The sequence below is a fragment of the Pseudomonas lurida genome (assembly GCF_013522705.1).
Lineage (GTDB): Bacteria > Pseudomonadota > Gammaproteobacteria > Pseudomonadales > Pseudomonadaceae > Aquipseudomonas > Aquipseudomonas quebecensis.
Genome location: NZ_JAAMRE010000001.1, coordinates 171,286 through 197,520 on the forward strand (window position 1 = coordinate 171,286; position 26,235 = coordinate 197,520).

General features: G+C 61.1%; 23 protein-coding genes. All 23 read right to left on the reverse strand.

All coding sequences use genetic code 11. The annotated features are described in order from the left end of the window. Positions 1-66: 66 nt before the first annotated feature. The gene (gene fliJ, locus G7025_RS00720) at positions 67-516 is read right to left on the reverse strand and encodes a flagellar export protein FliJ (RefSeq protein WP_181075845.1); all 450 of its coding nucleotides are present in this window, start codon (positions 514-516) and stop codon (positions 67-69) included. A gap of 3 nt (positions 517-519) precedes the next feature. Beyond that, complete coding sequence (fliI, locus tag G7025_RS00725; protein ID WP_181075847.1) at positions 520-1,878, reverse strand: flagellar protein export ATPase FliI; 1,359 nt, start codon at positions 1,876-1,878, stop codon at positions 520-522. Then, positions 1,868-2,632 (reverse strand): flagellar assembly protein FliH, encoded by a 765-nt coding sequence (gene fliH / locus G7025_RS00730; RefSeq protein WP_181075849.1) that lies wholly within the window; start codon positions 2,630-2,632, stop codon positions 1,868-1,870. The genes fliI and fliH overlap by 11 nt, the downstream gene beginning before the upstream one ends. Before the next feature lie 10 nt (positions 2,633-2,642). Then, complete coding sequence (gene fliG / locus G7025_RS00735) at positions 2,643-3,659, reverse strand: flagellar motor switch protein FliG (protein WP_181075851.1); 1,017 nt, start codon at positions 3,657-3,659, stop codon at positions 2,643-2,645. After that, positions 3,652-5,430, reverse strand: a complete 1,779-nt coding sequence (gene fliF / locus G7025_RS00740) for a flagellar basal-body MS-ring/collar protein FliF (protein WP_181075853.1) — start codon at positions 5,428-5,430, stop codon at positions 3,652-3,654. The genes fliG and fliF overlap by 8 nt, the downstream gene beginning before the upstream one ends. 16 nt (positions 5,431-5,446) lie before the next feature. After that, on the reverse strand, positions 5,447-5,776 hold the full coding sequence (fliE, locus tag G7025_RS00745) for a flagellar hook-basal body complex protein FliE (RefSeq protein WP_181075854.1): 330 nt from the start codon (positions 5,774-5,776) through the stop codon (positions 5,447-5,449). A gap of 128 nt (positions 5,777-5,904) precedes the next feature. Further along, positions 5,905-7,281, reverse strand: a complete 1,377-nt coding sequence (locus G7025_RS00750; RefSeq protein WP_181075856.1) for a sigma-54-dependent transcriptional regulator — start codon at positions 7,279-7,281, stop codon at positions 5,905-5,907. Between the two features lie 6 nt (positions 7,282-7,287). Next, entirely contained in the window at positions 7,288-8,499 is a 1,212-nt protein-coding gene (locus G7025_RS00755; protein ID WP_181075858.1) for a sensor histidine kinase, read from the reverse strand. A 110-nt stretch (positions 8,500-8,609) separates the two neighbouring features. Beyond that, positions 8,610-10,085, reverse strand: coding sequence for a sigma-54 dependent transcriptional regulator (locus G7025_RS00760; protein ID WP_181075861.1), 1,476 nt, complete (start codon positions 10,083-10,085; stop codon positions 8,610-8,612). 169 nt (positions 10,086-10,254) lie between these two features. Beyond that, entirely contained in the window at positions 10,255-10,551 is a 297-nt protein-coding gene (fliT, locus tag G7025_RS00765) for a flagellar protein FliT (RefSeq protein ID WP_181075863.1), read from the reverse strand. A gap of 25 nt (positions 10,552-10,576) precedes the next feature. Then, positions 10,577-10,981 carry a flagellar export chaperone FliS gene (fliS, locus tag G7025_RS00770; RefSeq protein ID WP_181075865.1) on the reverse strand — a complete coding sequence of 135 codons (405 nt, stop codon included), beginning with the start codon at positions 10,979-10,981 and terminating at the stop codon, positions 10,577-10,579. A gap of 140 nt (positions 10,982-11,121) precedes the next feature. Beyond that, the gene (fliD, locus tag G7025_RS00775; RefSeq protein ID WP_181075867.1) at positions 11,122-12,522 is read right to left on the reverse strand and encodes a flagellar filament capping protein FliD; all 1,401 of its coding nucleotides are present in this window, start codon (positions 12,520-12,522) and stop codon (positions 11,122-11,124) included. 81 nt (positions 12,523-12,603) lie between these two features. Beyond that, on the reverse strand, positions 12,604-12,954 hold the full coding sequence (locus tag G7025_RS00780; RefSeq protein WP_181075869.1) for a flagellar protein FlaG: 351 nt from the start codon (positions 12,952-12,954) through the stop codon (positions 12,604-12,606). 74 nt (positions 12,955-13,028) lie between these two features. Beyond that, on the reverse strand, positions 13,029-14,444 hold the full coding sequence (locus G7025_RS00785) for a flagellin N-terminal helical domain-containing protein (protein ID WP_181075871.1): 1,416 nt from the start codon (positions 14,442-14,444) through the stop codon (positions 13,029-13,031). A gap of 275 nt (positions 14,445-14,719) precedes the next feature. After that, positions 14,720-15,649: a ketoacyl-ACP synthase III gene (locus tag G7025_RS00790; protein WP_181075873.1), complete on the reverse strand. Its 930-nt coding sequence runs from the start codon at positions 15,647-15,649 to the stop codon at positions 14,720-14,722. 279 nt (positions 15,650-15,928) lie between these two features. Beyond that, positions 15,929-17,533 carry a flagellar hook-associated protein 3 gene (locus G7025_RS00795; protein WP_181075874.1) on the reverse strand — a complete coding sequence of 535 codons (1,605 nt, stop codon included), beginning with the start codon at positions 17,531-17,533 and terminating at the stop codon, positions 15,929-15,931. Between the two features lie 14 nt (positions 17,534-17,547). After that, positions 17,548-19,596: a flagellar hook-associated protein FlgK gene (gene flgK / locus G7025_RS00800; RefSeq protein ID WP_181075876.1), complete on the reverse strand. Its 2,049-nt coding sequence runs from the start codon at positions 19,594-19,596 to the stop codon at positions 17,548-17,550. A gap of 10 nt (positions 19,597-19,606) precedes the next feature. Further along, the gene (gene flgJ, locus G7025_RS00805) at positions 19,607-20,875 is read right to left on the reverse strand and encodes a flagellar assembly peptidoglycan hydrolase FlgJ (protein WP_181075877.1); all 1,269 of its coding nucleotides are present in this window, start codon (positions 20,873-20,875) and stop codon (positions 19,607-19,609) included. 4 nt (positions 20,876-20,879) lie between these two features. Beyond that, the gene (locus G7025_RS00810) at positions 20,880-21,968 is read right to left on the reverse strand and encodes a flagellar basal body P-ring protein FlgI (RefSeq protein ID WP_034099860.1); all 1,089 of its coding nucleotides are present in this window, start codon (positions 21,966-21,968) and stop codon (positions 20,880-20,882) included. Between the two features lie 27 nt (positions 21,969-21,995). Next, on the reverse strand, positions 21,996-22,691 hold the full coding sequence (flgH, locus tag G7025_RS00815) for a flagellar basal body L-ring protein FlgH (RefSeq protein ID WP_181075879.1): 696 nt from the start codon (positions 22,689-22,691) through the stop codon (positions 21,996-21,998). 52 nt (positions 22,692-22,743) lie between these two features. After that, positions 22,744-23,529, reverse strand: coding sequence for a flagellar basal-body rod protein FlgG (gene flgG / locus G7025_RS00820; RefSeq protein ID WP_181075881.1), 786 nt, complete (start codon positions 23,527-23,529; stop codon positions 22,744-22,746). Between the two features lie 68 nt (positions 23,530-23,597). Next, positions 23,598-24,338, reverse strand: coding sequence for a flagellar basal body rod protein FlgF (locus tag G7025_RS00825; protein WP_181075883.1), 741 nt, complete (start codon positions 24,336-24,338; stop codon positions 23,598-23,600). A 266-nt stretch (positions 24,339-24,604) separates the two neighbouring features. Next, entirely contained in the window at positions 24,605-26,167 is a 1,563-nt protein-coding gene (locus tag G7025_RS00830) for a sigma-54-dependent transcriptional regulator (protein ID WP_181075885.1), read from the reverse strand. Positions 26,168-26,235: the final 68 nt, after the last annotated feature.

A 26,235-nucleotide genomic window follows, 5' to 3' on the forward strand; every position in this document is an offset into this window, starting at 1 on the left:
CCTTGTCGTGGGACTACACACAAGGTTTAGCAGGTGAACGGGATGTGAGCAACAGCGCACCCTGATTTAGAACTGCTCCGGACGCGGCAGACGCTGCGACAGTTCATCGAGCAGTTTCTGTTCGCGTTTGTCTTCGATCGCGCGTGCTTCGTCAATGTAACGCTGCACCAGCTTGCGCAGGCCTTCGACGCGGGCGAACGCCTGTTGCCAGCTCTCGCGGGCTTTTTCCAGGTTGTTCTGATGCCAGGCCAGGCTCTGGCGCTGCTGGCCGACCGCTGTTTCCAATTGGTTGAGAAAACCCTGATAACCCATCAGCCACTGGCCCGACACGCCTTTGGTGCCACGCTCGATCCATTGCTGCTGGTACTCGCCGCGAAAACGTTCGAGGTCGCCCAACTTGCTTTCCGCCAGGCGCACTTGGCCCTGGAAATACCCCAGGCGCTGCACGGCGGTTTTCTCGGCCTTCTCGGCCATTTCCACCACCGGGGCCAGGCGTGACGCACGGCTGCTGGCCATGGCTTAGCCGCCTGGCGCCGGGGCGAAGATCGACTGCAGGTGCGCTTCGCTTTCGCCCATGCTGATCTTGTCGTTCAGGCCCTGGCGCAGGTAGGTCACCAACTGCGGCTGCAGGGCGATGGCCAGGTCGGTGTCGCGATCGCCGCCGGCCACGTAGGCACCGACACTGATCAGATCGCGGCTCTGTTGATAGCGCGACCACAACTGTTTGAACTGCTGCGCGCGAACCATGTGCTCGGGCGTGACCACCGCCGGCATCACCCGGCTGATGGACGCTTCGATGTCGATGGCCGGGTAATGCCCCTCCTCCGCCAGGCGCCGCGACAGCACAATGTGCCCATCGAGCACGCCACGCGCCGAGTCGGCAATCGGGTCCTGCTGGTCGTCACCTTCGGACAGCACGGTGTAGAACGCAGTGATCGATCCTCCGCCGGCCTCGGCATTACCGGCCCGCTCCACCAACTTGGGCAGCTTGGCGAATACCGACGGCGGATAGCCCTTGGTCGCCGGCGGCTCGCCGATGGCCAGGGCGATTTCCCGCTGGGCCTGGGCGAAACGCGTGAGTGAGTCCATCAGCAACAGCACGTTCTTGCCCTTGTCGCGAAAATATTCGGCGATGCGCGTGCAATACATGGCGGCGCGCAGGCGCATCAGCGGCGCATCGTCGGCGGGCGACGCGACCACCACCGAGCGCTTGAGGCCCTCTTCACCCAGGCTGTGTTCAATGAACTCCTTCACTTCGCGACCACGTTCGCCGATCAGCCCGACCACGATAATGTCGGCCTCGGTAAAGCGCGTCATCATGCCCAGCAACACCGACTTACCCACGCCGGTACCGGCGAACAGGCCAAGACGCTGGCCGCGGCCGACCGTCAATAAACCGTTGATGCTGCGAATTCCCACGTCCAGCGGCACGCTGATGGGGTTGCGGTTGAGGGGGTTGATGGTGGGGCCGTCCATCGGCACCCAGTCTTCGGCCTTCATCCCGCCCTTGCCGTCCAGGGCGCGGCCGGCGCCGTCGAGCACGCGACCGAGCATGCCCATGCCCATCGGCAGGCGACCGGTATCGGCCAGCGGCACCACGCGGGCGCCGGGAGCGATGCCCGCCAGGCTGCCCACGGGCATCAGGAAAATCTTGCTGCCGGAAAAGCCCATCACCTCGGCCTCGACCTGTACCGGATGATAGCTGTCGTCATTGATGACCATGCAACGGCTGCCCATGGCGGCGCGCAAGCCCTCGGCTTCGAGGGTCAGGCCGACCATGCGCAGCAGGCGACCTTCAAGGATCGGCTGGCCGGGCAACTCGGTGGCTTCGGTGTAAGCGCTCAAGCGCTTGGCGAAGCTGGTGCGATCAAGGCGCATCTGGGGTGTCCAGGTCGATGCTCAGGTCAGGTTCGGCAGGATTCAGGACCTGTTCGTGCTGCTGATCGAGCAACTTGGCCATGATCTGGCTGATACGGGTTTCCACCGTGGCATCGATACGGCTGTGCTCGGTCTCGACGCGGCAACCGCCGGGCTGCAGCGCCGCGTCCTCGACGATGCGCCAGGTTTCCTCATGGCGCTCGCGCAGGGCTTTGACCTGTTCGAAATCCTGCGGGTTGATGTACAACCGCACATTGCCGACGCCCAGGGGCAGCAGCTTGAGGGCCTCGCGCATCACGCTTTCGATCTGGCTGGAGTCCAGCGCCAGCTCACGCTGGATCACCTGGCGAGCGATGTGCTCCACCAGGCGCACCATGGCCTTTTCGAGCTGTGTGTCCTGCTCGGCGATCGGGTCGAACAGGCTGCCCATCAAGCGTTCCAGGCTGGCCAGCTTGACCGCCAGCGCCGCGTCGGCCTCCTGGCGCACCTTGAGGGTGGTGCTGCGAAAACCGTCTTTTTCACCGGCGGCAAAGCCCTCGTTGTAGGCTTCCTGGCGGATGCTTTCCAACTCTTCCAGGGTCAGTGGCTGGACTTCTTCCAGCGGCACTTCTTCCATTTCCACCGGGAGTTCTTCCACCGGTTCCGGCTCGGGCTCAGGCACGTGCGGATCGAAGCTGGGCAACGACCAGATGTCGAACCCGCCGACATCCCGCGCGCGAATCAGATCGCTGGGAGCCTCATCTTTGTTCGACATGGACAACGCCTTAGATCATTTCTTCGCCGCCCTTCCCACCGAGAACGATTTCTCCGGCTTCGGCCATACGGCGGGCAATGGTGAGGATTTCTTTTTGCGCGGTTTCCACGTCGCTGACGCGCACCGGCCCCTTGGCTTCCAGGTCGTCGCGCAACAGTTCGGAGGCACGCTTGGACATGTTCTTGAAGATCTTTTCCTTGACCCCGTCGTCGGAACCCTTGAGTGCCAACACCAGCACGTCGGAGGACACTTCGCGCAGCAACGCCTGGATGCCACGGTCGTCGACATCCGAGAGGTTGTTGAACACGAACATAAGGTCTTCGATCTGGCCGGACAGGGTGTCGTCGATCTCGCGGATCGAGTCCATCAACTGGCCTTCGACCGAGCTGTCGAGGAAGTTCATGATATCCGCCGCGCGCTTGATGCCACCCAGGGTGGTGCGCGAAGCATTGGAATTGCCCGAGAACTGCTTCTCCAGGATGGTGTTCAACTCTTTCAACGCCGCCGGCTGCACGGTATTAAGCGACGACACCCGCAGGATGATGTCCAGGCGCACTTTATGGTCGAAGTGGCCCAGCACTTCACCGGCCTGGTCGGGGTCGAGGTAAGCCACCACGATGGCCTGGATCTGCGGGTGCTCATAGCGGATCACATCGGCCACGGCGCGCGGCTCCATCCACTTGAGGCTGTCCAGGCCGCTGGTGTTGCCGCCCAGCAGGATGCGATCGATCAGGCCGTTGGCCTTGTCTTCGCCCAGGGCCGAGGTGAGCATTTTGCGAATGTAACTGTCGGAGCCGACGCCCAGGCTGGTCTGGTCGCCGACGATCTCGACGAACTCGCTCATCACCTGTTCGACTTGCTCGCGGTGCACATTGCGCATTTGCGCCATGGCCACGCCCACCCGTTGAACCTCTTTGGGGCCCATGTGCCGCAGCACTTGGGCGGCGTCGGTTTCCCCCAGCGACAGCAGCAGGACTGCGGCTTTGTCGACCCGGGAGAGCTTGGCAACAGCGGCTCGATCACTCATCTGCGTTAATCCACTCTTTCACGACCTGGGCCACACGGCCCGGGTCTTCTGCTACCAGACTCTTGATTGCGTTCAACTGAGCGTCATAGCCTTCGCTCGGGCTCGGCAACAGGATGCTTTGCGGACCGCCGAGGCTGACGCGGTCGTTGGCCAGTTCGCCGTCCAGGCCGCCCATGCCACCCAATTCGACATCGCTGCCGCCGGCCAGGGCCAGTTGTTTCTTGCCGTTGCCGGTGATGTTGTTCAGCACCGGACGCAGTACGCCGAACACCAGCACCAGGATGAACAACACGCCCAGCACTTGCTTGACGATGTCCCAGAACCAGGGCTGCGAGTAGAACGCTGGCTCGGCAATCACTTCGCCACGCTCGGCGGAGAACGGCATGTTGATCACGCTGACGCTGTCGCCACGGCTGGCGTCGAAACCGACGGCGTCCTGCACCAGGCGGGTGAACCGCGCCAATTCGTCGGCGCTCCACGGGGCACGGGTGACCGCACCGTCGGCCGCATTGACCTTGACTTGGTCATCGACCACCACCGACACCGACAGGCGATTGACACGGCCCTGTTGCTGCTTGGTGTGGCTGATGGAACGGTCCAGCTCAAAGTTTTTGGTGGACTGGTTACGCTTGTCCGCCGGGTACGGCGCGAGCATCGGTTGGCCGGTCGCCGGGTCCATGATCTGCTGGCCGTTGGCGTCCAGCAGCGGTTGGCCAGGCTGGATCGCGCCGGCAGTGGCGGCGGCGCCACCGGTGGTCTGCGGAGCCGAAGCCGGCGAAGGCGGTTGGTTGCTCAGCGCGCCCGGTACGCCTTGCGGGCCATTGCTGGCGGTGCGTTGTTCGCTGGTGGACTGCTCGCTGCGCAGGGCCGGCTGGTCCGGGTTGAACTGCTCGGAGGTCGACTCGACGGCGCTGAAATCCACGTCGGCGGAAACTTCGGCTTTATAACGGTCGTTGCCCAACACCGGTTGCAGAATGTTATGCACGCGCTGGGTCAGCATGCTTTCCACGCGGCGGCTGTAGTCGAACTGCTTGCCGGCCTGGGTCAGCGCCGAGTTCTCGGCCTGGTCGGACAGCAGGTTGCCCTTCTGGTCCACCACGGTGATCTGCGATTTGCTCAGTTCGGGAACACTGGTGGCCACCAGATTGATGATCGCCATGACCTGGCCCGGCTCCAGGGAGCGGCCGGAAAACAGCTCCACCAGCACCGACGCGCTGGGCTTGCGCTCATCGCGCACAAACACCGAGCTTTTCGGAATGGCCAAGTGCACACGGGCACCCTTGACGTTATTCAGGCTGGAGATGGTGCGTGCCAGTTCGCCTTCCAGGCCACGACGATAACGTGTGGCTTCCATAAACTGGCTGGTACCCAGGCCCTGGTCCTTGTCGAGGATCTCGAAACCGATGTTGCTGTCAGACGGCGTGACACCCGCAGCGGCCAGCTTCATGCGCGCACGGGCGACGTCGTCGGCCTTGACCAGCAGCGCGCCGGAGTTGGGCTCTACGGTGTAGGCGATGTCGGCCGCGGCCAGGGTTTCCATGATCTGCTTGGAATCCATGCCCGCCAGGCTGCCGTACAGCGGCCGGTAATCGGGCTGCTGCGACCACAACACCACAGCGAAACCAATCGCCACGCTGGCGGCCAGACCGACCAACAGGCCGACCTGACGCAACATGGTCATTTCCGAGAGGTTTTCCAGGAACGACAGGCCAAACAGCGGCGGCTTGCCGTCTGTCTTGGCGGGTACGTTGTCCACGACTGCTTCTGCCATGACTTAAATCTCGCCCTTAAACCGGCATCTGCATGATGTCTTGATAGGCCTGCACCAGCTTGTTACGCACCTGGGTCAGAGCCTGGAACGAAACGCTGGCCTTTTGCGACGCGATCATCACGTCGGTGAGGTCCACGCCGCTCTTGCCGATTTCGAACGCGCTGGCCAACTGGTTAGAGGCTTGCTGGGTGTCGCTGACTTTGTTGATGGCCTGGCCGAGCATGTCGGCAAAGCTGCTTTGGCCCAGTTGCGGCGCTGGCGCGACGGATTTCGGTTGAGCCATGGCATCCATCTGCATGGAGCGCATATCCAACATCAACCGATTGAACTCAATACCCTGGCTCATGACCTTCTCTCTCCGACCCGCAAAAATTTGACACTACGCAGCAGTTACTAGGGGAGGTAGCAACAAGGGTGCCAGATCCGTGGCGACTCGTAAGAAAAGGCGACAAACCTTGTACGCCTTAGTAAATTTCAGGTGGCGAAAAGATACGCTTCCACATCCATGCCAGCGTCGCGCATCTGCGCCAGCTTGTAGCGCAGCGTGCGCGGGCTGATGCCCAGGCGCTCGGCGGCCTCTTTGCGGCGGCCGCGTTCGGCGCGCAGGGTGTCGATGATCATCTGGAATTCGCGGCGACGCAGGTCATCGCCCAAAGCGCTGACGGTTTCCACCTCGGCGATCAACGGTGCGGGGGCCAGTGTCGGCAGCGGCGCCGCGCCACTGCCCATGGCCAGACAGAAATCCTGGGGCTGGATCAAGCCGCCCTGCTGCAGGATCAGGGCGCGCTGGATGGCGTTGTCCAGCTCTCGCACATTGCCCGGCCAGGGGTAAGCGATCAGGCACGCCTGCGCCTCGGCCGACAGCCGCGCCTGGGCGTGCTTCATTTTTTTGACGTGGTTATGCAGCAGGCGCTCGGCCAGCGGCACGATGTCCGCCGGGCGCTCGCGCAATGGGCGCCAGGCCAGGGGAAATACCGACAGGCGGTAGAACAAATCTTCACGGAAACGCCCCGCCGCGACTTCGCCGGCCAGGTCGCGGTTGGTGGTGGCAATCACGCGGATATCCAGCTGGATCGGCTTGCGCGCACCGACGCGCTCCACTTCGCGCTCCTGCAGCACCCGCAACAACTTGGCCTGCAGACCCAGGGGCATTTCTGAAATTTCATCGAGCAAAAGCGTGCCGCCGTCGGCCTGTTCGAACTTGCCCGCTTGCGCGGCGATGGCGCCGGTGAACGAACCTTTTTCGTGACCGAACAGCGTGGCTTCCAGCATGTTATCGGGGATCGCCGCGCAGTTGATGGCGATAAACGGCTGACTGGCGCGGGTCGATTGCTGATGGATGTAACGCGCCAGCACTTCTTTACCGGTGCCCGACTCGCCGGATATCAACACCGTGGAATCACTGCGCGCCACGCGGGCCGCCAACTCCAGCAACTGGGCACTGGCCGGCTCGATGGCGATCGGCCCCTCGCCTTCGCTCGCTGCGATCACGCCCAGGGCGTGACGCGCCACCAGCTCGATCAATGCCTTGGGCTCGAACGGCTTGACCAGATAATCCGCCGCGCCCTGGCGCATGGCATCCACCGCGCGCTCGACGGCGCCATGGGCAGTCATCAACAGCACCGGCAGTTGCGGCTGACGGGCGCGCAACAGGGCCAGTAACTGGTGACCGTCCATGCCGGGCATGTTGACGTCGCTGACCACCAGGCTGAACGCCTCCCGGGCCACCGCCTCCAAGGCCTCTTCGGCCGAACCGACCGCCCGGTAGTCATGGCCCGCCAGCAGCAGCGTGTCAGCCAATGCTTCACGCAGGGCGCGGTCGTCTTCGACCAATAGAACCTTGATAGCCATCGTTCGTTACTCCGTGCCGGCCGCGCCTGAAAACAGCGGCAAGCTCATCAATGCACAGGTGCCGCGCCCCAGTCGGGAACGCAGTTGCAAGTGTCCCTGATGCGCGCGTGCCACAGCCTTGACCACGGTCAGGCCCAGGCCGGTCCCGTTGGTCTTGGTGGTAAAAAAGGGTTCTCCCAGGCGCCGCAGCACCTCAGGGTCGATGCCGCTGCCGCTGTCGCTGATGCACAGGCGCAGCGTGTCTTCGCGACGGTACAGGTGCACCTTGAGCCGCGCGCCGGACGCGCTGGCCTGGGTGGCGTTTTCGATCAGGTTGAGCAGCGCACCTACCAGCGTGTCGCGATTGCACAGCAGCTCGCCCTGGTGGCTGTCGCACTGCCAGCGCACCTGCGCGTCCTGAATGTGGGGGGCGGCCGCAGCCTGCAGCGCGTGCATCAGTTCGGCCGGGGTGATGCGGTCGGTCAGCGGCAATTCGCCGCGAGCAAACACCAGCATGTCGCGGACCTGATGCTCCAGCTCATGCAGGCGCTCCTTGAGGCGCCCGGCAAAACGCTGGTGGGTGGCGGCCGGCAATTGCTCGTCAGTCAAATGACTGGCGTAGATCAATGCCGCCGACAATGGCGTGCGGATCTGGTGCGCCAAAGAAGCGACCATGCGCCCCAGGGACGACAATCGCTCATGGCGTGCCAACTGGTCCTGCAGGTGACGGGTTTCAGTCAGGTCGTTGAGCAGCACCAATTGGCCAGGTTCGGCGTCGAGGGAACGGGTGGAAATCGACAGGCGCCGCCCGTCCTTGAGGGACACTTCATGGCCGTCATCCTCACGCGGGGCGAAGCAACGGGTGATGACGTGACGCCACAGCTCGCCTTCCAGCGGCAGGCCCAACAGGTCGCAGGCGGCCGGATTGGCTTCGCGTACGCGGCCCTGATCGTCGATCACGATCACGCCGCCAGGGAGCAAATCGAGCAGGTTTTGCAGACGGTTGGCCAAGCGCTCTTTCTCAGCCAGTTCCTGCATGCGCTGGGCACTGACTACCGCCAGCTCGCCTTTGAGCTCGCAAACGCGCGCTTCAAGCAGGCTGTAGGAGTCGCTCAGTTGGCTGGACATCTGGCTGAACTGCGAGAACGCCTGTTCAAGACCCTGCCGGGCAAGCGGCTCTGCGGATGGAACAAGCCCCTGGATGGCAGGGGCTGAGGCTAATTGGGCGGCGTGGGGCATGATGCTCTCTCGCTTGGCTGACCGTCAGTTAAACGGAACGTTGCGAGGGCTGTAGCAATACCCGTGCCTAAAAAAATAGGCTTAGTTTTCAGTCAGTTGAAAAACAGGCGTCAATCATCCGCCTGTTCGTCTCCTTCCCGTCGGCTCATGCCGTACTTGCGCATCTTCTCCACCAGGGTGGTGCGACGGATGCGCAGGCGTTCGGCGGCACGGGCGACGATGCCACCGGCATCATCCAGGGCCTGCTGGATCAGGCCTTGTTCCAGGTTGCCGAGGTAGTCCTTCAGGTCCAGGCCTTCCGGCGGCAGCATGGCGGTGGAACCGAAGTCCGGGGTGTGGCCGTTGATGGCGACCCGTTCTTCCATGTCACTGCGCAGGCTGTCGACCAGCTGCTCGTCTTCGTCGTCGACGTAGCGGAATTTCTTCGGCAGCTCGACCACGCCGATCACACCGTAGGGATGCATGATCGCCATGCGCTCTACCAGGTTGGCCAGTTCTCGCACGTTGCCCGGCCAGCCGTGACGGCACAGGGACATGATCGCGGCGGAGTTGAAGCGAATCGAGCCACGCTTTTCATGCTCCATCCGCGAGATGAGTTCATTCATCAGCAGCGGGATGTCTTCCACGCGCTCACGCAGCGGGGCCATCTCGATGGGGAATACATTGAGGCGGTAGTACAAGTCCTCACGAAAGCTGCCGATCTCGATCATGCTTTCGAGGTTCTTGTGGGTCGCGGCGATGATGCGCACGTCCACGCTCTGGGTCTTGTTGCTGCCGACGCGCTCGAACGTGCGCTCCTGCAAGACGCGCAGCAGCTTGACCTGCATAGGCAGCGGCATGTCGCCGATTTCGTCGAGGAACAGAGTGCCGCCGTTGGCCAGTTCGAACCGTCCGGCACGGCTGGTGATCGCCCCGGTGAAGGCGCCCTTCTCGTGGCCGAACAGCTCGCTCTCCAGCAGCTCTGCCGGGATCGCCCCGCAGTTGACCGGCACGAAAGGCCCGTCGCGGCGCTTGGAGTGGTAATGCAGGTTGCGCGCGACCACTTCCTTGCCGGTGCCCGATTCGCCGAGGATCAGCACGCTGGCGTCGGTGTCGGCCACTTGCTGCATCATCTGGCGTACATGCTGGATGGCACGGCTGGTGCCGACCAGGCTGCGGAACAGGTTGGGTTCGCGGTGACGACCGCGCTCGCGGGCCTGGTCGTACATCTCGCGATAGACCTGGGCACGGTGCAGGGAGTCGAGCAATTTGCTGTAGCTGGGCGGCATTTCCAGGGTGGACAGCACACGGCGGCGCTGGTCTTCCGGCAGGTCCGCCGAAGAATTTTCACCCATCAGCAACACGGGAAGGAACTCATCCCAGGTCGACAGTGTCTTTAACAAGCCCAAAATAGCGCCAGGAGCGTTTACGGTCCCGATCAGCACACAAATGACTTCACGGCTCGACGACAACGAGCTGACCGCCTGCTGCCAGTCGTGGCTGCCGCAGGGCAGATTTTCTTCGCCGAGAAAATTCAAAATCACCGCTAAATCGCGGCGGCGGACGCTATCGTCATCAATCAGCAGAATTTTGGTTTCACGCCACATGCAATAGCAACTTCCCTAGTAAAACTTCCTGCCCCAGTGTAGGGACAATCGAGACGGCCGTAGGACTTCGTACTCTATAGACGTCTGAACTCTGAAAACAGCACTAGTTAAGTGAAAAAAGCTGGCACGGTCAAATTTATGACGCGCCGGTCGGATTAACTGCGTCTGTTCACCCGAACAGATGGTAGACCTTGGACGCATTCTTCGCCTGGTTGATCTGCGACATCTCCTCGAAAATCGCCTGGCGCTCGCCCGTCGTTACCGTCAGCAGCTGCTGGTACACCGCCAACAGACTCTCCAGCTTCTCCCGCAGCGCACTTTCATCCACCGGGGCCTCATTGAGCACTTCGTCGATCACGCTGCGACAGCCCATATCCAGCTCGCCGATGGCTTCCCAGTTACGTTCCGCCAGCGCGCCGATCAAGGCTTCGCGGGTTTCATCAATGCGTTGCAGTGCGTGGCTCATGACGTGTTCCTCAAGACCCGTGGTCTTATTGTGCGACGCCCTGCGGCGCCCCGATGGCATCCCAGCCTTCTTTCACGGTAATCAGCAGTTGCGCGACTTCGTCGATCATGTCGGCATCGTTGTGCAGATTGGCTTCCATGAGGCGGTTGCTCATGTACACATACAGGCCTTCCAGGCGCTGGACGTATTCCTTGTTGTCGCTTTTTTCCGCATTCAGGCCATCACGAAGGCCGATAATGATATCGGTGGCCTTGCCCAGCATCAGACCCTTCTGAGCAATATCACCGCGCGCCAGGGCGCCCTTGGCTTGTGCCATACGGTCCAGGCCGCCTTCAAGCAGCATCTGTACCAGGCGATGCGGGCTGGCTTCGGAGATCTGGGCGTGGGAATTGACCTTCTGATATTGGCGAAGGGCTCTCATGGGATTCATGTTTCTACCTCGTGACAAGCAACAGCGAGAAGGATTTCACTAACTAATATGTCGACTGGGTTGCAGGAAACTTTAACCCGTCGGCGGCTTGAAGAACAAAGCCCAGGTCAATGAACCTGGGCTTTTTTTCGACCATTCAATCAGTTATCGCTTTTTGAATTACTGATCGCATTGAGCGTGCCGAGAATGCTGTTGCTCTGCTGCCGCAGCTGCGCCACCAAGGTGTCCATGGCGGTGTACTTACGAGTCAGCGCATCCTGCATGGTGGTTATGCGCTCATCCAGGCTGATCTGGTCTTTGTTCAGGTCTTTGAGGCTCTCGGACAACGACGCGGTGCGCGTGGCCAGGATGCCAGTGGACGCCTTCGCGTAGGGCTCGGTCGCCGCCTTCATGCGCGCCAGCAGGCCTGACTTGCCACTGAAGATGCTGTTGATATCCGCCGGATTGCTCAGCACCGCCTTGTCCCATTGCTTGGCGTCGATGCTCAGTGCACCGGTGTCCTGATCGGTACTCACACCGAACTGCGCCAGGGACTTCAAGGTGCCGTTGCCGGACAACATATTGAACTCGTTGCGGATCGCCGATTGCAGGGTGCGCATGGTCGAGTCGCCGGTCAGCGTTGCCGCGACTGAGTTACCGGCGGCATCCTTGGTCACTTTGGTCTCAGCGTTCATGGCCTTGAGCAGAGCGTTGTAGGTGTCGACAAACCCCTTGACCCCGGACTTCAGTGCGGTAGTGCTGGTGCTTACCGAGATGGTCAGGGCATTGCGAGCCGTGGATGTCGTGTCGGAGGGTGTGGTTAAAGGCGACACAGTCAGCAGCTTGATACTCACGCCACTCACGGCATCAGTGATGCTGTTGGACTTGGATTCCGCCGCAATGCCGTCGATGGTGTATTTGGCGTTCTGCGGCACGTCGACCACTTTGTAGCCCGTGTCGATCCCGGAGTTGCCCGACATGGTCAGGTCAGACCCTACCCCGCCGTTGGTGGACGTCAGGATCATCCGCGAACCGTTGGAGTCGGTGAGAATGTTGGCACTCAGACCGGCAGTGCCGAACTGCGAGTTGATCGAATCGCGCACCTGTTGCAAGGTCGCACCGGCCGGCACACTCAGGTCGAAGTTCTTGCCTGACTGGCTGATGGTCAGCGTCGTCGCTTTGCCCGTGCTGTTGACGACCGTGGATTGACCACCGGCAAAACTGGTGGTCGACAGCTTCGAGGGTTTTGCGAGCTGGTTGACGACCAGCGAGAAACTGCCGTTGGCCGCGCCCTGGTTGGCCGTCATAGTGGCGACTTTTTCGTCCGAGGACGTGCCGGTCAAACCACTGAAGCTGTTATCGGTCGCCATGCTGTCCAGCGCGCCGCGGAACGCATCCAGCGCGGCCTGGATCTTGCCGATCGACGACAGCTGGGTCGTTGCCTTTTGCGACTGTGCGTTGATCTGCGCCTGCTTCGGCGCGCGTTCGGCATCCACCAGGGATTTCACAATTGCCTGGGTGTCGAAACCAGACCCCACGCCAGTAATCGTTGTACCCGCCATCATCTTTCTCCTAGTCCGGTGGCTGCCGTTATCTTGACGAATTACGCATCAGACAGTAGCAGCAACAAGTTTCATGCCAGCTCAAGCCTTGTCGTCAAACAGCACATGACTGGCGCTGGACAAGCTCTGCGCCAATTTCAAGGCCGTTTCCGATGGGATCTGGCGGATCACTTCACCGGTGTCGGTGGCAATGACCTTGACCACGACCCTGTGAGTGGAATCATCAATGGAAAAATCCAGATTGCGCTGGGCCGCTTGTACGAATTCTTTAATGTCGGTGACCGCTTTTTCCAGATCGCCAGGTTTGGCCTTATCCGGGGTTGGTGCAGTCGCTTCAACCTTGCTTTTGTCTTTATCCACAACCACAGGTGCCACAGCGCCTTGAGGGGCGAGCGACGGATAAGACAAGTTCAAATTTACGTTCATGTCCATGCCCAATCTCCTCTGATTGGAAAAGACGAAAGGGCACGTAAACGCGCCCTTCCGTCAGCTACCAAGCGCTTGAATTACTGAAGCAGCTTCAGTACAGCGGATGGCAGTTGGTTAGCCTGCGACAGGATCGCGGTCGAAGCCGACTGCAAGGTTTGCTGCTTGGTCAGTTCAGCGGCTTCGGAAGCGAAGTCGACGTCCTGAACAGTACTACGGGCAGCAGTGGTGTTTTTCTGGATGTTGGTCAGGTTATCCACAGTGCTGGTCAGACGGTTCTGAACAGCACCCAGACCCGAACGGGCGCTGGAGATGGAAGCGATAGCCTGGTCGATCACGGACACAGCGTTCTGTGCCTTGGTGGCGTCGGTCACGTCGGTTTGCGAAACAGACGTCTTGGCCGAAGCAGCCGAAGTAGCGGCACCGAACACACCGGTCACACCAGCGCCTTCCAGCGAGTAGCCCTTGGAGGAGTCCAGGTTTACAGCACCGGTAGCGATGATGCCGTCAGCCAGGGCGGTAGCAGTGCCGTAGGTACCGGAACCGTCTTTGGTGGCGACAGTGATGCTGCCGGCAGCGGTCGAAGCGCTGAAGGCCAGGTTTTCACCGGTATCGGATTTAACCGACAGAGTGCCTTTGGATTCATCGTAGTTAACGCTGATACCCAGTTTGGCGGAGTTGGACTTCAACTGGTCAGCCAGGCTGGCGGTATCGGTCACACCGACGAAGGTGGTGGCTTGGCCGCCAACAGTCATGGTGAACGAAGCCGGAGCGGTAGCAGCAGCAGCGCCGACCACGAACTGAGCTTCTGTGCTGGCGGTAGCACTCAGGCCACCGATGGCGCCGTTCAGTTGGGCAGCGATGGTTTTGGCCGAAGCAGCAGCCGCTACGGTGACGCTGTTAGTCTGGCCGTTACCGGTTACAGCGATTGCGCCGCCGACAACACCGGCACCAGGGGTGATGCCAATGCTCTTGACTTGCTGCGAACCAATGTTGTTGGCCGCAACGTTGTCCAGGCTGACGTTGATGGTTTCGTTAGCGTTGGCGCCAACCTGGATGGCTTTGGTACCGTACGAACCGTCCAGCAGTTTCTGGCCACCGAAAGTGGTGGTTTGCGAGATACGGGTCAGTTCCGAAGTCAGAGCCTGGTATTCGTCGTTGTTCGACTTACGGTCGTCGGTGCTCAGGGAGCCGGTAGCCGAGGACAGAGCCAGGGTACGCATTTTTTGCAGAATGTCGGTCGAAGCCTGCATTGCGCCTTCAGCGGTCTGCGCGATGGAGATACCATCGTTGGCGTTCTTCACTGCTTGACCCAGGCCGTTGATCTGGCTGGTCATACGGGTAGCGATACCCAGGCCGGCAGCGTCGTCTTTAGCGCTGTTGATACGCAGGCCCGAAGACAGGCGCTGCATGGAAGTGGCCAGGGCGGTGCCAGCTTTGTTCAGGTTGCCCTGAGTGGAGACGGAAGCAATGTTGGTGTTTACTGTTAAAGCCATGACGAAATCCTCGTTGGATGGATACTGCGGCTTCCGGCCCTGGCAACTGCCGGGTGTGGCCTAGAGAACCTACGTAATAGTTATCGTCGTGGTAGCCGGTTGCTTGAGGGTTTTTTTGATTTTTTTTACTGGCGTGGTGCCACCCCTTGCAATTCAAGGGTTTAGCCCGAGCCCCAGCGTCGATTTCACGGGCTTTTTTGACGCCAAATAAAAAACGCCGATGATTTTTCAATCATCGGCGTTTGCATTTACCAGAGAAGCCGTCTACTGAAACGTCACGGTCGATAGAGAATCGCCGATCCCCACGACAGGCCCACACCGAAACCACTGATCGCCACGCGCTTCCAGGTGGCGTCCATCACGTGCTTTTCCAGCAGCAACGGAATGCTCGACGACACAGTGTTGCCGGTCTCGACCATGTCCTTGATGAACTTGTCCACCGGTGCGTCTTCGAAACGACGGGCCACCGCGTCGACAATCGCCGCACTGCCCTGGTGAATGCAGAACGCATCGATGTCATCTGCCTTGAGCTCCGATTCATTGAGCAGCTCGTGCAAATGCGCCGGCACCTTGAGCAGGGCAAAGTTGAACACCTGCCGACCGTTCATGAAGAACACGCCATCGCTGACCTTCAAGTGCGGCGCGCCGGAACCGTCGGTGCCGAACTTGGACTTGCCCAGCTGCCACGAAGCGTCTTCGCCCATCCAGGTCGCGGTGGCGGCATCGCCGAACAGCATGGTGGTGTTGCGATCTTCCGGGTCGACAATCTTCGAATACGGGTCGGCGGTGATCAACAGGCCGTTTTTCAGGCCGGTGGCTTCCATGAAGCCCTTCATCGCGTAGATGCCGTAGACGTAACCGGAGCAGCCCAGGGAAATATCGAACGCGGCGACGTGGGTCGGCAGGCCCAGTTTGTCCTGGACGATAGCGGCGGTATGGGGCAAGCCCTCCTCGTCGCCGTTCTGGGTCACGACGATCAGCGCGTCAATCGACTCGCGCTTGAGATCCGGGTTGTTGGCAAACAAGGCGTTGACCGCTTCGACACACAGATCGGAGGTTTCCTGCGCGGCTTCCTTGCGCGGCAGGAACGCCGAACCGATCTTGCCAATGATGAACTCTTCATCCTTGGCGAATTTGGCACCCTGGGCGTAGTTATCGATACCGTCCGCCGGCACGTAACTGGCGATGCTTTTTATGCCAATCATTGTGGCTTCCCAATACTAAATAGCTGGAGAACACCCCAAGGCCGACGCCTGGGGTGCTGACAATAAAGGGGGTAACCCCATAAAAATCTCGCTGAAAGCCGCCCCGCAAGGACTCTGTGACGACTTATCCTTTTCACACGATACAGTGAAGATGCGCTTTATGACTCACAGGTCACTCAATTTTCTGCGGTTTATGCAAAACCTTTAAACAATTGAGCCGCGAAAACGACTGCGGCCCAACCTGTTTCCAGGCTGGGCCGCGGCGTTCACGCGCTGAAATTACATCTTATTGAACAGGCTCAACTGCGAGATCTTCACGAACGCCAGTTGCGAGGCTTGCAGCATGGTCTGCTGCAGAGACAGGTTGATTGCCGCCTCGCCCATGTCGATGTTGGCCAAGTCGCTCATCGTGCTGGTGTTGGCGATACCAATGCTGGCGTTTTCGTCGGACTGGATAGTCAACGCCTGGCCTCGCGCACCGATGGAGCCCCGCACGTTGACGATCTGGGACGTCGAATTGGCCAGGTTGGCGATGGACGTATCCAGTACGTCCTTCAGCTTGACGGTCGCCGCCGGGTTGCCATCGGCCGGCAGCTCCAGGGCATGACGCAACTGCCCCAGGGTATCGAGTGCATTCTGGGTCTTCTGGGTGTTGGCCCCGACGGAGAACTGATCACCCGGCTGCGGTGGCCCGGCACTCACATCGAAGGTCACGCCGGCCGCTGTCACCGTGGTGCCGCCACCGGTATCACCGGTGGCAATGGTCTTGCTGTCGGTGGTGTACGGCTGGGCATACACCTCATAGGCCGTGGCACTGGTGAACTTGATGATCGCGCCGCTGTTGGTCGGAAAGGTGCTGGCATAGTCCGTCTGGTTTGACACACGAGCCCCGGTCAGTTGGGCGTTTGAGGCGTTGCTCGGCGTGCGCGAGACGCTGAAGGTGTCGGGTTTGGACTCCAGGCTGAACGTACGGTCCTTGACCAGCGCATCGGAGGGCGCGCCTGGCGCGACATCGTCGCCCAGCTTCAGGGTGATATCGAACTTCACACCACGCAGCGCAACGCTGGAGCTGCCTTCTTTGGAGGCATCGAACGTGCCGTTGCCGGGGATTTCGGAAGTGATATCGGTACCGTTTTTATCCTCCACCTTAAATTGCGTACTGCTGGTGAACGTGAGCTTGTATGGCTGGCCATCGGCAAATTTATTCGAGTAGTCAGCGCTCGACGTGACCAGGCCGGCGGACAGGGCCACCTTGTTGTCGTTGACAGTCGGCGGCACCGTCTGAGGCACCGGCGCCAGCCACGGGGCCTGGGTACGACCCGAGTTGGCCGCGCCTTCCAGGACAGTCTTGCCGGTATCGCCGGCGTTGATCGTCAGCGTATTGGAAACCTGCAGGCTCAGCGGTGTTTCATCACCCTGATAGCTGTAGGTCCCATCGTTGTTACGCGTATAAGGCGGAGTCTGGGTTTTGGAGCCGGAAAACAGATAGTTACCGGAAGAGTCTTTGCTGTTGAGCAAACCCAGCACCTGATCCTCGATCGCCCCCACTTCGCTGGCGATCGAGCGTCGATCCGCGTCGCTGACCGAACCACCGGCACGCAGCGCCAATTCAGTGGCGCGCTGCATGGCATCGCTGATCGCGCCCAGCACGCTCTCTTCGTTGGTCAGCTTGTCCTTGAGGCTGGTGATATTGCCGTTGTACTGGGTCAGCATGTCTTTCTGCTGCTGCAGCATCAACAAACGTGCCGCCGCCACCGGGTCATCCGCGGCGGTTTGCACGCGCACGCCGCTGCTGGCCTGGTCCTGGGCTTTCACCACGCCGGAATAGTTGTTCGAGTACTTGGTGGAACTGGTCTCGAAATACTGCTGGGTAGAAATGCGCATCGTCCCTGGCTCCCTTAAAGACTATTGATCAGCGTGCTGAAGGTTTCTTGCGCAGCCTTGATGATCTGCGACGACGCGGTGTAGTACTGCTGGAACTTGATCATGTCACCGGCCTCTTCATCCAGGTTGACCTGGGACACCGAATTGCGCGCGTTTTTATTGGCGGTTAACAGCGCGCCGGTGGCGCTGGTGTCGGTGCCCGCCGCAGCAGCCTTGGCACCGACGGTCGACACCAGCTTACTGTTGGCCCCTACCAGGCTGGTGCCGCCGGTGCCATCAGCCGCCGTGCCAATGGTTGCCTTGGTCTGCAGATTCAACAGTTGCAACGCATTGCGGTTGTCCGACTTGCCGCCGGCATTGAACGAGAAGGAAGTGCTGTCACCATCCGCTGGCACCCCGCCCACCGTGGTATCAAAACTGAAACTGGTGGCCGGCACTACCAATGCCCCGCTGGCATCGCGCATCGGCACATTAATGGTGACTTTGTTGCCCTGCCCCGGAACGATAGTCCCGCTGCCGATCGGATTACCCTGGGAATCGTTGAGCTTATACGGCTGGGTGCCATCTGCCGCGGGCTTGCCGAACACCATCTTCACCGGCATCGAGTTTTCAATGCCGACGCGCAACTGAGCAGTGGCGGCGCCGCCCTGGATATCCAGGGGTACGGTCAGCGCCGGCGGTGTGAAGTTGCCGGTGCCCTGGTTGGTTTTGCTGGCTTCGCCCAGCAGCGGCGCGGCAAAGGCGAGCTTGGTAGGGTCGGTGAGAACGGTGCCGATTTCCTTCGCGCCGTTAGCTGTGGGGCTGACCTTGAAGCTGTCACCGGCCTGGACCGCACCACTCTTGACCGCCAGCGTGAACCCATCAATGACCGGCGGCGGCGTGGCGCTGAGGTCGTAAACCCCCATGGCCTTGCCGTCGGAACGCAGCACGGTCGCCTTGGTGAGGTCGGTGCTGTCGTTGAAGGAAACCTTGTAATCGTAATTGGTCAGCTTGCTGGTGTCTTTGATCGTCACGCCCAAGGCGCCATTACCGAGATTGCCTTGGGCAGCCTGGCTACGCAGGGCAACGGCCGACGCACTGTTAATGTCCGTGAACAACGAGGAGCCGAACTCACCGTTGAGGTCCAGGCCCTGGCCCAGCTGACTGTTGACCACATCAGCCGTCGTCACTGCAATGCGGCCCAGGTCATTGATCGCCGGGATCAGCGCATCGCTGCGATAACGCAACAGGCCACCGATACTGCCGCCGCTGATTACGTTGCCAAGATCGAGCTTGGTACCGCCGGGTGCATTCAGCTCAATGGTGTACTGGCTGGTATCGCCTCTGCTCGGCACGGCGGAAATGGTGCTGAACTGGTCGCCCAGGACCAGGGACTGGCCACTGCCGGTGCTGACACTGAACACGCCATTCTTTTCGACTGCGGTCACGCCGATCAATTCGTTGAGAGAACGCACGGCCTCGGCGCGGGAGTCGAGCAGGTTGGCGGGTGTGGTGTTGGTCGAACCCTGCGCCTGATTGATCTGCTTGTTGAGCGAGGCAATCGAGGCAGTCAATTGGTTGACCTGATCGCTCATTGAAGTCAACTGACCATTGATGGTCTCTTTCTGCTGGCTCAACTGCGAGGAAATCGCGTTGAAGCGATTGCTCAACGTCTGAGCGTTGGTGATCATCACCTGGCGGGCGGTCACGTCGCTTGGGTTGCTTGCCGCCGTCTGCACCGCGGCAAAAAACGAACTGAGCACCGCCGACATGCCGGTCGTCTTGTCCGATAAGGTCTTGTCGATAGCACTGACCTGATCCTGATAAGCCTTGGCATCGCCGTTGAGCGCGGTGCTGTTCTGATAAGCAGTGTCCAGAAATTCGTTATACACCCGGCGCACATCGGCAAGGGTGGTACCGCTGCCGATGTACACGCCGCCGAACTGGTTCACGGCGTTCGCGCTTTGCGTGGTCTGCTGACGCGAATAGCCTGCGGTATTGGCGTTGGCGATGTTGTTACTCAAGACCGACAACGATCCTTGAGCGGCGTTAAGCCCCGACATCCCGATATTGAGCAAACTCATGGTTCAGACCTTATAAAAGAGTGGTCGCGCCCGCGGCGGCGTAATTCTGGTAACTGTTCATCGAATTGGCGATCTGCGAAATCTTGTTGGCGTAGTTAGGGTCGGTGGCGTACCCCGCCTTTTGCAACTCGCGTACAAAGCGTTCTGGGTTATCGGCCGATTTCACCACGTCTTTATAGCGATCATTGCTTTGCAGCAACGTCACCAGGTCGTGGAAGCTGTCCTGATAGGAATCGTAGGAGCGGAACTGCGCGGTCTCCTTGACCATCGCCCCATCGCGAAACTCGCTGGTAATCGCACGTGCCTGGCCGCCCTGCCAGCTCTTGCCGGCCTTGATGCCGAACAGGTTGTGGCTGCTGGTTCCGTCCTGGGCACGCATCACCGATTTGCCCCAACCGGTTTCCAGGGCGGCCTGGGCCACCAGGTACTTCGGATCGATGCCGATACGCTTGGCGGCCGCTTCGGCCATCGGCAGCATGGTGGCGACAAATTCGTCCTGGGAGCTGAACGCCTTCTTGGCCGGCGCCAACGGTGGTTGGGCCACGGCGCGGCCATAGACCTGCATGCTGCCGTTGGCCGCGGCAACGCTGCGTGCGCCGCTGTTGATCACGTTGTCCTGCAAGGCGCTGTTGCGCAGCGGCGCGGCCTTGGCCTCGGTGGCAACCTGGGTGCTCGGCACGATGCCGGCCAACAGGCGATCGGTCAGCTTGCTCGGCAAGGCAATGCGGCGCTGGTTCATCAGTTCCATGTCGTTGCCGTGGCTGGCCGCAGCGCCGGCTTGAGGCTCGGCGACACGGAACGCCCACAGCGGACGTTGGCCATTGGAGCGTCCAAGCGGACCGTCGGCCTGGGTACCGGCGGCGATCTCGGTCGGCACATCGACTTTCTTGACCGCTTCGGCCGCTGCAGGCCCCTGCAAAGTAGCCGCCTGCGCGTCCACCGGTTTGTTCTTCTGCATCTGGCGCATCAGCACGTCGGCCAGGCCAATGCCGCCGCCCTCGCGGGACAGCGAGACGGCCAGTTGCTGGTCGTACATTTCCTGGTACTGCTTGGCCGCCGGGGTGTTCATCGGGTTGTCTTTGCCCAGCGCTTCGGTAGCCGAACGCATGGATTTGAGCATTTCGCTCAGGAACAGCGACTCGAACTCCTGCGCCACTTTGCGCATGTTGCCTTCGCTGTTCTTGTCACCGACCTTGAGCTGGTTAAGCCGGTTCAGGTCGGAGTAAGACCCCGAGTCCGCCGTGCTGCTGATTCCGCTTTTATGCATATCCATGGCCATGGCCTCAGATGACGATTAGGTCGGCCTGCAAGGCGCCGGCCTGTTTCAAAGCTTCAAGGATCGCCATCAAGTCGCCGGGCGCCGCGCCCACCTGGTTCACCGCGCGGACAATTTCGTCCAGGGTGGTGCCGGGGCCGAATTTGAACATCGGCTTGGCTTCTTGCTGAGCGTTGACCCGCGAGCGTGGCACCACCGCCGTCTGGCCGTTGGACAACGGCCCAGGCTGGCTGACGATCGGGTCTTCGGTGATGGTCACCGTCAGGCTGCCGTGGGTCACCGCCGCCGGCGAAACCTTGACGTTCTGGCCGATCACAATGGTACCGGTACGCGAGTTGATGATGACTTTGGCCACCGCCTGGCCTGGGTCGACTTCCAGGTTTTCCAGAATCGACAGGTAGTCCACGCGCTGGCTTGGGTCCAGCGGCGCGGTCACGCGGATCGAACCGCCGTCGATGGCCTGGGCAACGCCTGGGCCGAGCATGTCATTGACCTTGTCGACCACGCGCTTGGCGGTGGTGAAATCCGAGCGGTTGAGGTTCAAGGTCAGGCTGTTGCCCTGGTTGAAACCGCTGGGCACGGTGCGTTCCACCGTGGCCCCGCCGGGGATGCGACCGGCCGAAGGCACGTTGACGGTGATCTTGGAACCGTCGCGACCTTCGGCGTCGAACCCGCCCACCACCAGGTTGCCCTGGGCGATGGCGTAGACGTTGCCGTCAATACCCTTGAGGGGCGTCATCAGCAAGGTACCGCCGCGCAGGCTTTTGGAGTTACCGATGGACGACACCGTGATGTCCACTACCTGGCCCGGCTTGGAGAAAGCCGGCAAATCGGCACTGATCGACACCGCCGCGACGTTTTTAAGCTGCACGTTGCCCGACCCCGGCGGCACTTTAATGCCGAACTGCGAGAGCATGTTGTTGAAGGTCTGCAGGGTAAACGGGGTCTGGGTGGTCTGGTCACCCGTACCGTTGAGCCCCACCACCAGGCCATAGCCGATCAACTGGTTGGAGCGCACGCCGGAAATACTGGCGATGTCCTTCAAGCGCTCGGCCTGGGCGACAGCGCTCAAGGAGAGCAGGAGTGCCGCCGCCATCAGCTGTTTGAATTTCAAAGTGGCCACCTAGAAAGGGAACAGCGGGCTGAGGAAGAACCGGTCGAACCAGCCCGGCTGGCTCGCGTCGGCAAACGCGCCGGTGCCGGAGTAGGTAATACGCGCGTCGGCAATGCGGGTCGACGGCACCGTGTTATCGGTGGAGATATCGTCGGCACGCACCATGCCGGCAATCCGCACCAGCTCGTCGCCGGTGTTGAGGGTCATCCACTTCTCACCGCGCACGGCGATGATGCCGTTGGGCAACACGTCGGCCACCGTCACGGTGATCGACCCCGTCAGGCTGTTGCCCTGCCCCGCCGCGCTCTTGCCGTTGGTGGCGCGATCGCCGCTGTAGCCGGCATTCAGGCTCAAGTCGCCGTCACCCAGCGGGTTGTTGGTGTTGGGAATGGCACCGAACAACGAGGTCAGGCCAATCCCTGCCTTGCTGGTCTTGCCGACCTGCGAGTTGGCGTTCTTGCTGGCCTGGGTCTTCTCGTTCAGGGTAATGGTGATGATGTCACCGACCCGGAAGGCCTTGCGGTCGCTGTACAGGTTCTGTTCGAAACCGGCCTGGTAGATCGAGCCGTTGTTGGCCGCCGCCGGCAGCGGTGTGCGTGGCAACACCGGCGCGTAGTACGGGTCATTGGGTTTTGGCGTCGGGGCGACACAGCCCGCGAGCACGGCGATCCCACTCAATGCCAGAACGGAAACATAGCGATTCATGACCCTTACCTCACGGTGTTGCAGGCGCCGTCAGGGCGCCCCATAGACTTGATTACAGATTCTGCGTTACGAACGAGAGCATCTGGTCGGCGGTGGAGATCACCTTGGAGTTCATCTCGTAAGCGCGCTGGGTGGTGATCATGTTGACCATCTCTTCCACGGTGCTGACGTTGGAGGTTTCCAGGGTGCTTTGCAGCGTGGTGCCGAAACCGTTCAGGCCAGGGGTGCCGATCTGTGGCGCGCCGCTGGAGGCGGTTTCCAGGAACAGGTTGTTGCCCGTTGCCTGCAGGCCCGCCGGGTTGATGAAGTCGGCGGTCTGCAGGTTGCCGATCACCTGCGAGGCCGGGTTGCCGGCCACGGTGATGGACACGGTGCCATCGTTGCCGACGGTGAAAGTCTTGGCATCGGCCGGCACCACAATCGCCGGTTCCAGGGCAAACCCGTTGGCGGTAACGATCTGACCGTTGGAGTCCAGGTGGAATGTGCCGTCACGGGTGTAGGAAGTAGTGCCGTCCGGTTGCAGGATCTGGAAGAAGCCACGGCCGTTGATGGCCATGTCCAGCGGCTGGCCGGTCTGTTGCAGGTTACCGGCGCTGAAATTCTTCTGGGTGCCGACGATCTGTACACCGGTACCCAGTTGCAGGCCCGACGGCAACTCGCTGTCCTGGGTCGACTGGGCGCCCGGCTGTTTCTTGATCTGATAGAGCAAGTCCTGGAACTCGGCGCGGTCACGTTTGAAACCCGTGGTCGACACGTTGGCCAAGTTGTTGGAAATGGTGGTCAGGTTGGTGTCCTGGGCGGACAGACCGGTTTTGGCAACCCATAGAGCCGGAAGCATATCGTTCTCCTTCGTGCGCCTGTTTGTTGGCGCTGCGCTGCAAAATTAGTGGTTCAGTGAAACCGCAATCAGCTCATCTGCATGACGCGCGTCATGGCCTGGTCGTCTTCCTTGGCGCTGTTCATCATCTTGACGTGCAGCTCGAACTGTTTGGAAAGCGCCAGCACCGCCGTCATCTCTTCCACGGCATTGACGTTGCTCGCCTGCAGGAACCCCGAGGTCAGCCTGACGCCCGCGTCGGCCTGGGCCGGTTGGCCATCTTTGGTATGGATGGTGCCATCCAGGCCTTTATTCATGTTCTTCAAGTCCGGCTGAACCAGCTTGATGCGGTCCACTTCGGCCATTACCCGCGGGCCTTCGCCCATGGCGCGGATGCTGATGGTGCCGTCGGCGCCGACTTCGATTTTCTGCTGCGGCGGCACCGCGATCGGGCCACCGTTGCCCATGATCGGCATGCCGTTACCGGCACGCAGCACGCCCAGGGCGTCCACGTTCATGCTGGCGCTGCGCACATAAGCTTCTCCGCCGTCCGGGGTCTGCACGGCCATCCAGCCGTTGCCGTTGACGGCCACGTCGAGGTCGCGCCCTGTCTCGATCATCGCGCCGGGGCTGAAGTCGGTGGCGGGACGCTCGGTCATGGCAAAAGCCCGCGCCGGAAAGCTGTCACCAAACACCGGCATCGAACGCGCCTGCTCAAGGTCACGTTGGAAACCGTTGGTGGAAATGTTCGCCAGGTTGTTGGCATGGGCCTTCTGCGCCAGAGCATTCTGGCTGGCGCCGGTCATTGCCACGTAAAGGTACTTGTCCACGCTCTTTCCTCTTTCTGACGGACGCTTGCCGCCCACCGCTGTACTGATGAGGCTTAAGCAATTAGCGAACCAACTTTTGAAAAGTCAGGAAAGTCCAGGCGGGACGGGGGTTTGGCGGCAAGCCTCAATAAAGGCGCCGGGGTGGGAGTCGAAAAAACGGCGGACTTATGCCGCTTACGGCAAGTACCCGGGCTATGGGTGACAGAGAACCCATGTGGGAGGAGGCTTGCCCCTCCCTCTTTTTGTGCCCCCGCTGTGCCAGTTGATTATTTTTCGGTCTTGAAGATGTCGTAATCGCGCAGTTTGTTGGCGACGGTGGTGTGCGATACCCCCAGTCGCTTGCCCAATTGCCGACTGCTCGGGTGCTCGGCGTACAGGCTCTCCAGCACCGCCTTCTCAAAACGCCCGACGATCGCCTCCAAGCTGCCCTCCAGGGAAAAATCGCCAAGCGGCTGACGCACGCCGTAATCCGGCAAGCGAATATGCTCAGCCTTGACCGTGCCGCCCTCGCACAACGACACCGCCTGAAACAGCACGTTTTCCAGCTGCCGCACATTGCCCGGCCAATGGTAATGGCTGAGGCGATCCATCGCCGCCGGCGCCAACCTGGGCAGCGGGCAGCCAATCTGGCGGCTGGCCTGGTCGAGAAAGTGCTCCACCAGCGGCGCGAGGCCGTCGAGGCATTCGCGCAGCGGCGGGATGTGCAGCGACAGCACATTGAGGCGGTGATAAAGGTCCTGGCGGAATTCGCCGCGCGCGCAGAGTTCGGACAGATCCACCTGGGTGGCGCAGATCACCCGCACATCCAGGTAGACCTCCTCGTCACTGCCGACACGACGGAAGCAACCGTCCTGCAAAAAGCGCAGCAATTTCACCTGCAGGCGCGCGCTCATTTCACCTACGCCATCCAGAAATAACGTACCGCCCGCAGTCAGCTCCAACAGCCCCAACTTGCCTTCGGCCCGCGCGCCTTCGAAGGCACCGGGGCCGTAACCGAACAGTTCGGTCTCGGCCATCGACTCGGGCAGGCCGGCGCAATTGAGCGCCATCAGCGGCGATTGCCCGCGCGGACTGGCCAAGTGGCAGGCGCGGGCCAACAGTTCCTTGCCGGTACCGGTTTCGCCTTCTATTAATAGAGGGGCGTCCAACGGGGCCATACGGCGTGCTTCACGCACCACCGCAGCCATGACCTTGGAGCTTTGGAAAATACTGTCAAACCCGCGCAGCTCCTGCTTGCGCACATTGTAGATACGCTCGCCGACGCGGTCAGCGCGGTGCAGGGTCAGCACGGCACCGGCCATGGCTTCACTGTCATCGTGCTCGGAGGATTGCAGCGGCGCGATATCCGCCAGGAACACGTCGCCCTTGACCTTGACCCGCAAGCCGTTGATCCGCGACTTGCTGGCGCGCACCAGTTCCGGCAAATCGAAATCCTCGGCATAGCGCGACAGCGGGATACCGGGCACCTCATCGACCCGCACGCCGAGTAACTGCGCCGCTGCGCGGTTGGCCGCCACGATGGAGCCGCCCATGTCGATCGACAGCACCGGAAACTCCAGCGCGCCCAGCAAGGCGTTGAGTTCCATGTGTCGCCGCTCGCTGGGCATCAGCCCGACCCGCTTGACGCCGAACACCCCGGCAATCGCTTCGAACTGCGGGCGCAGGGCTTGAAACTGCATATTCACCAGGTTCGGGCAGAACAGGTAGATGGCATTGCCGTGCTCGCCGCCGACCTCGCCCTTGGCGACGTTGACGCCGTATTCCACCAGCAGGTTGAGAATGTCCCGCAGGATGCCGATGCGGTTCTGGCAATGCACTTTGATACGCATGAAAGAGGCCCGAAAAGTGGGGAGGCGCCGCGGCTTTTTGTCGCTGGGCGCAGATAGTCGTCAAGATT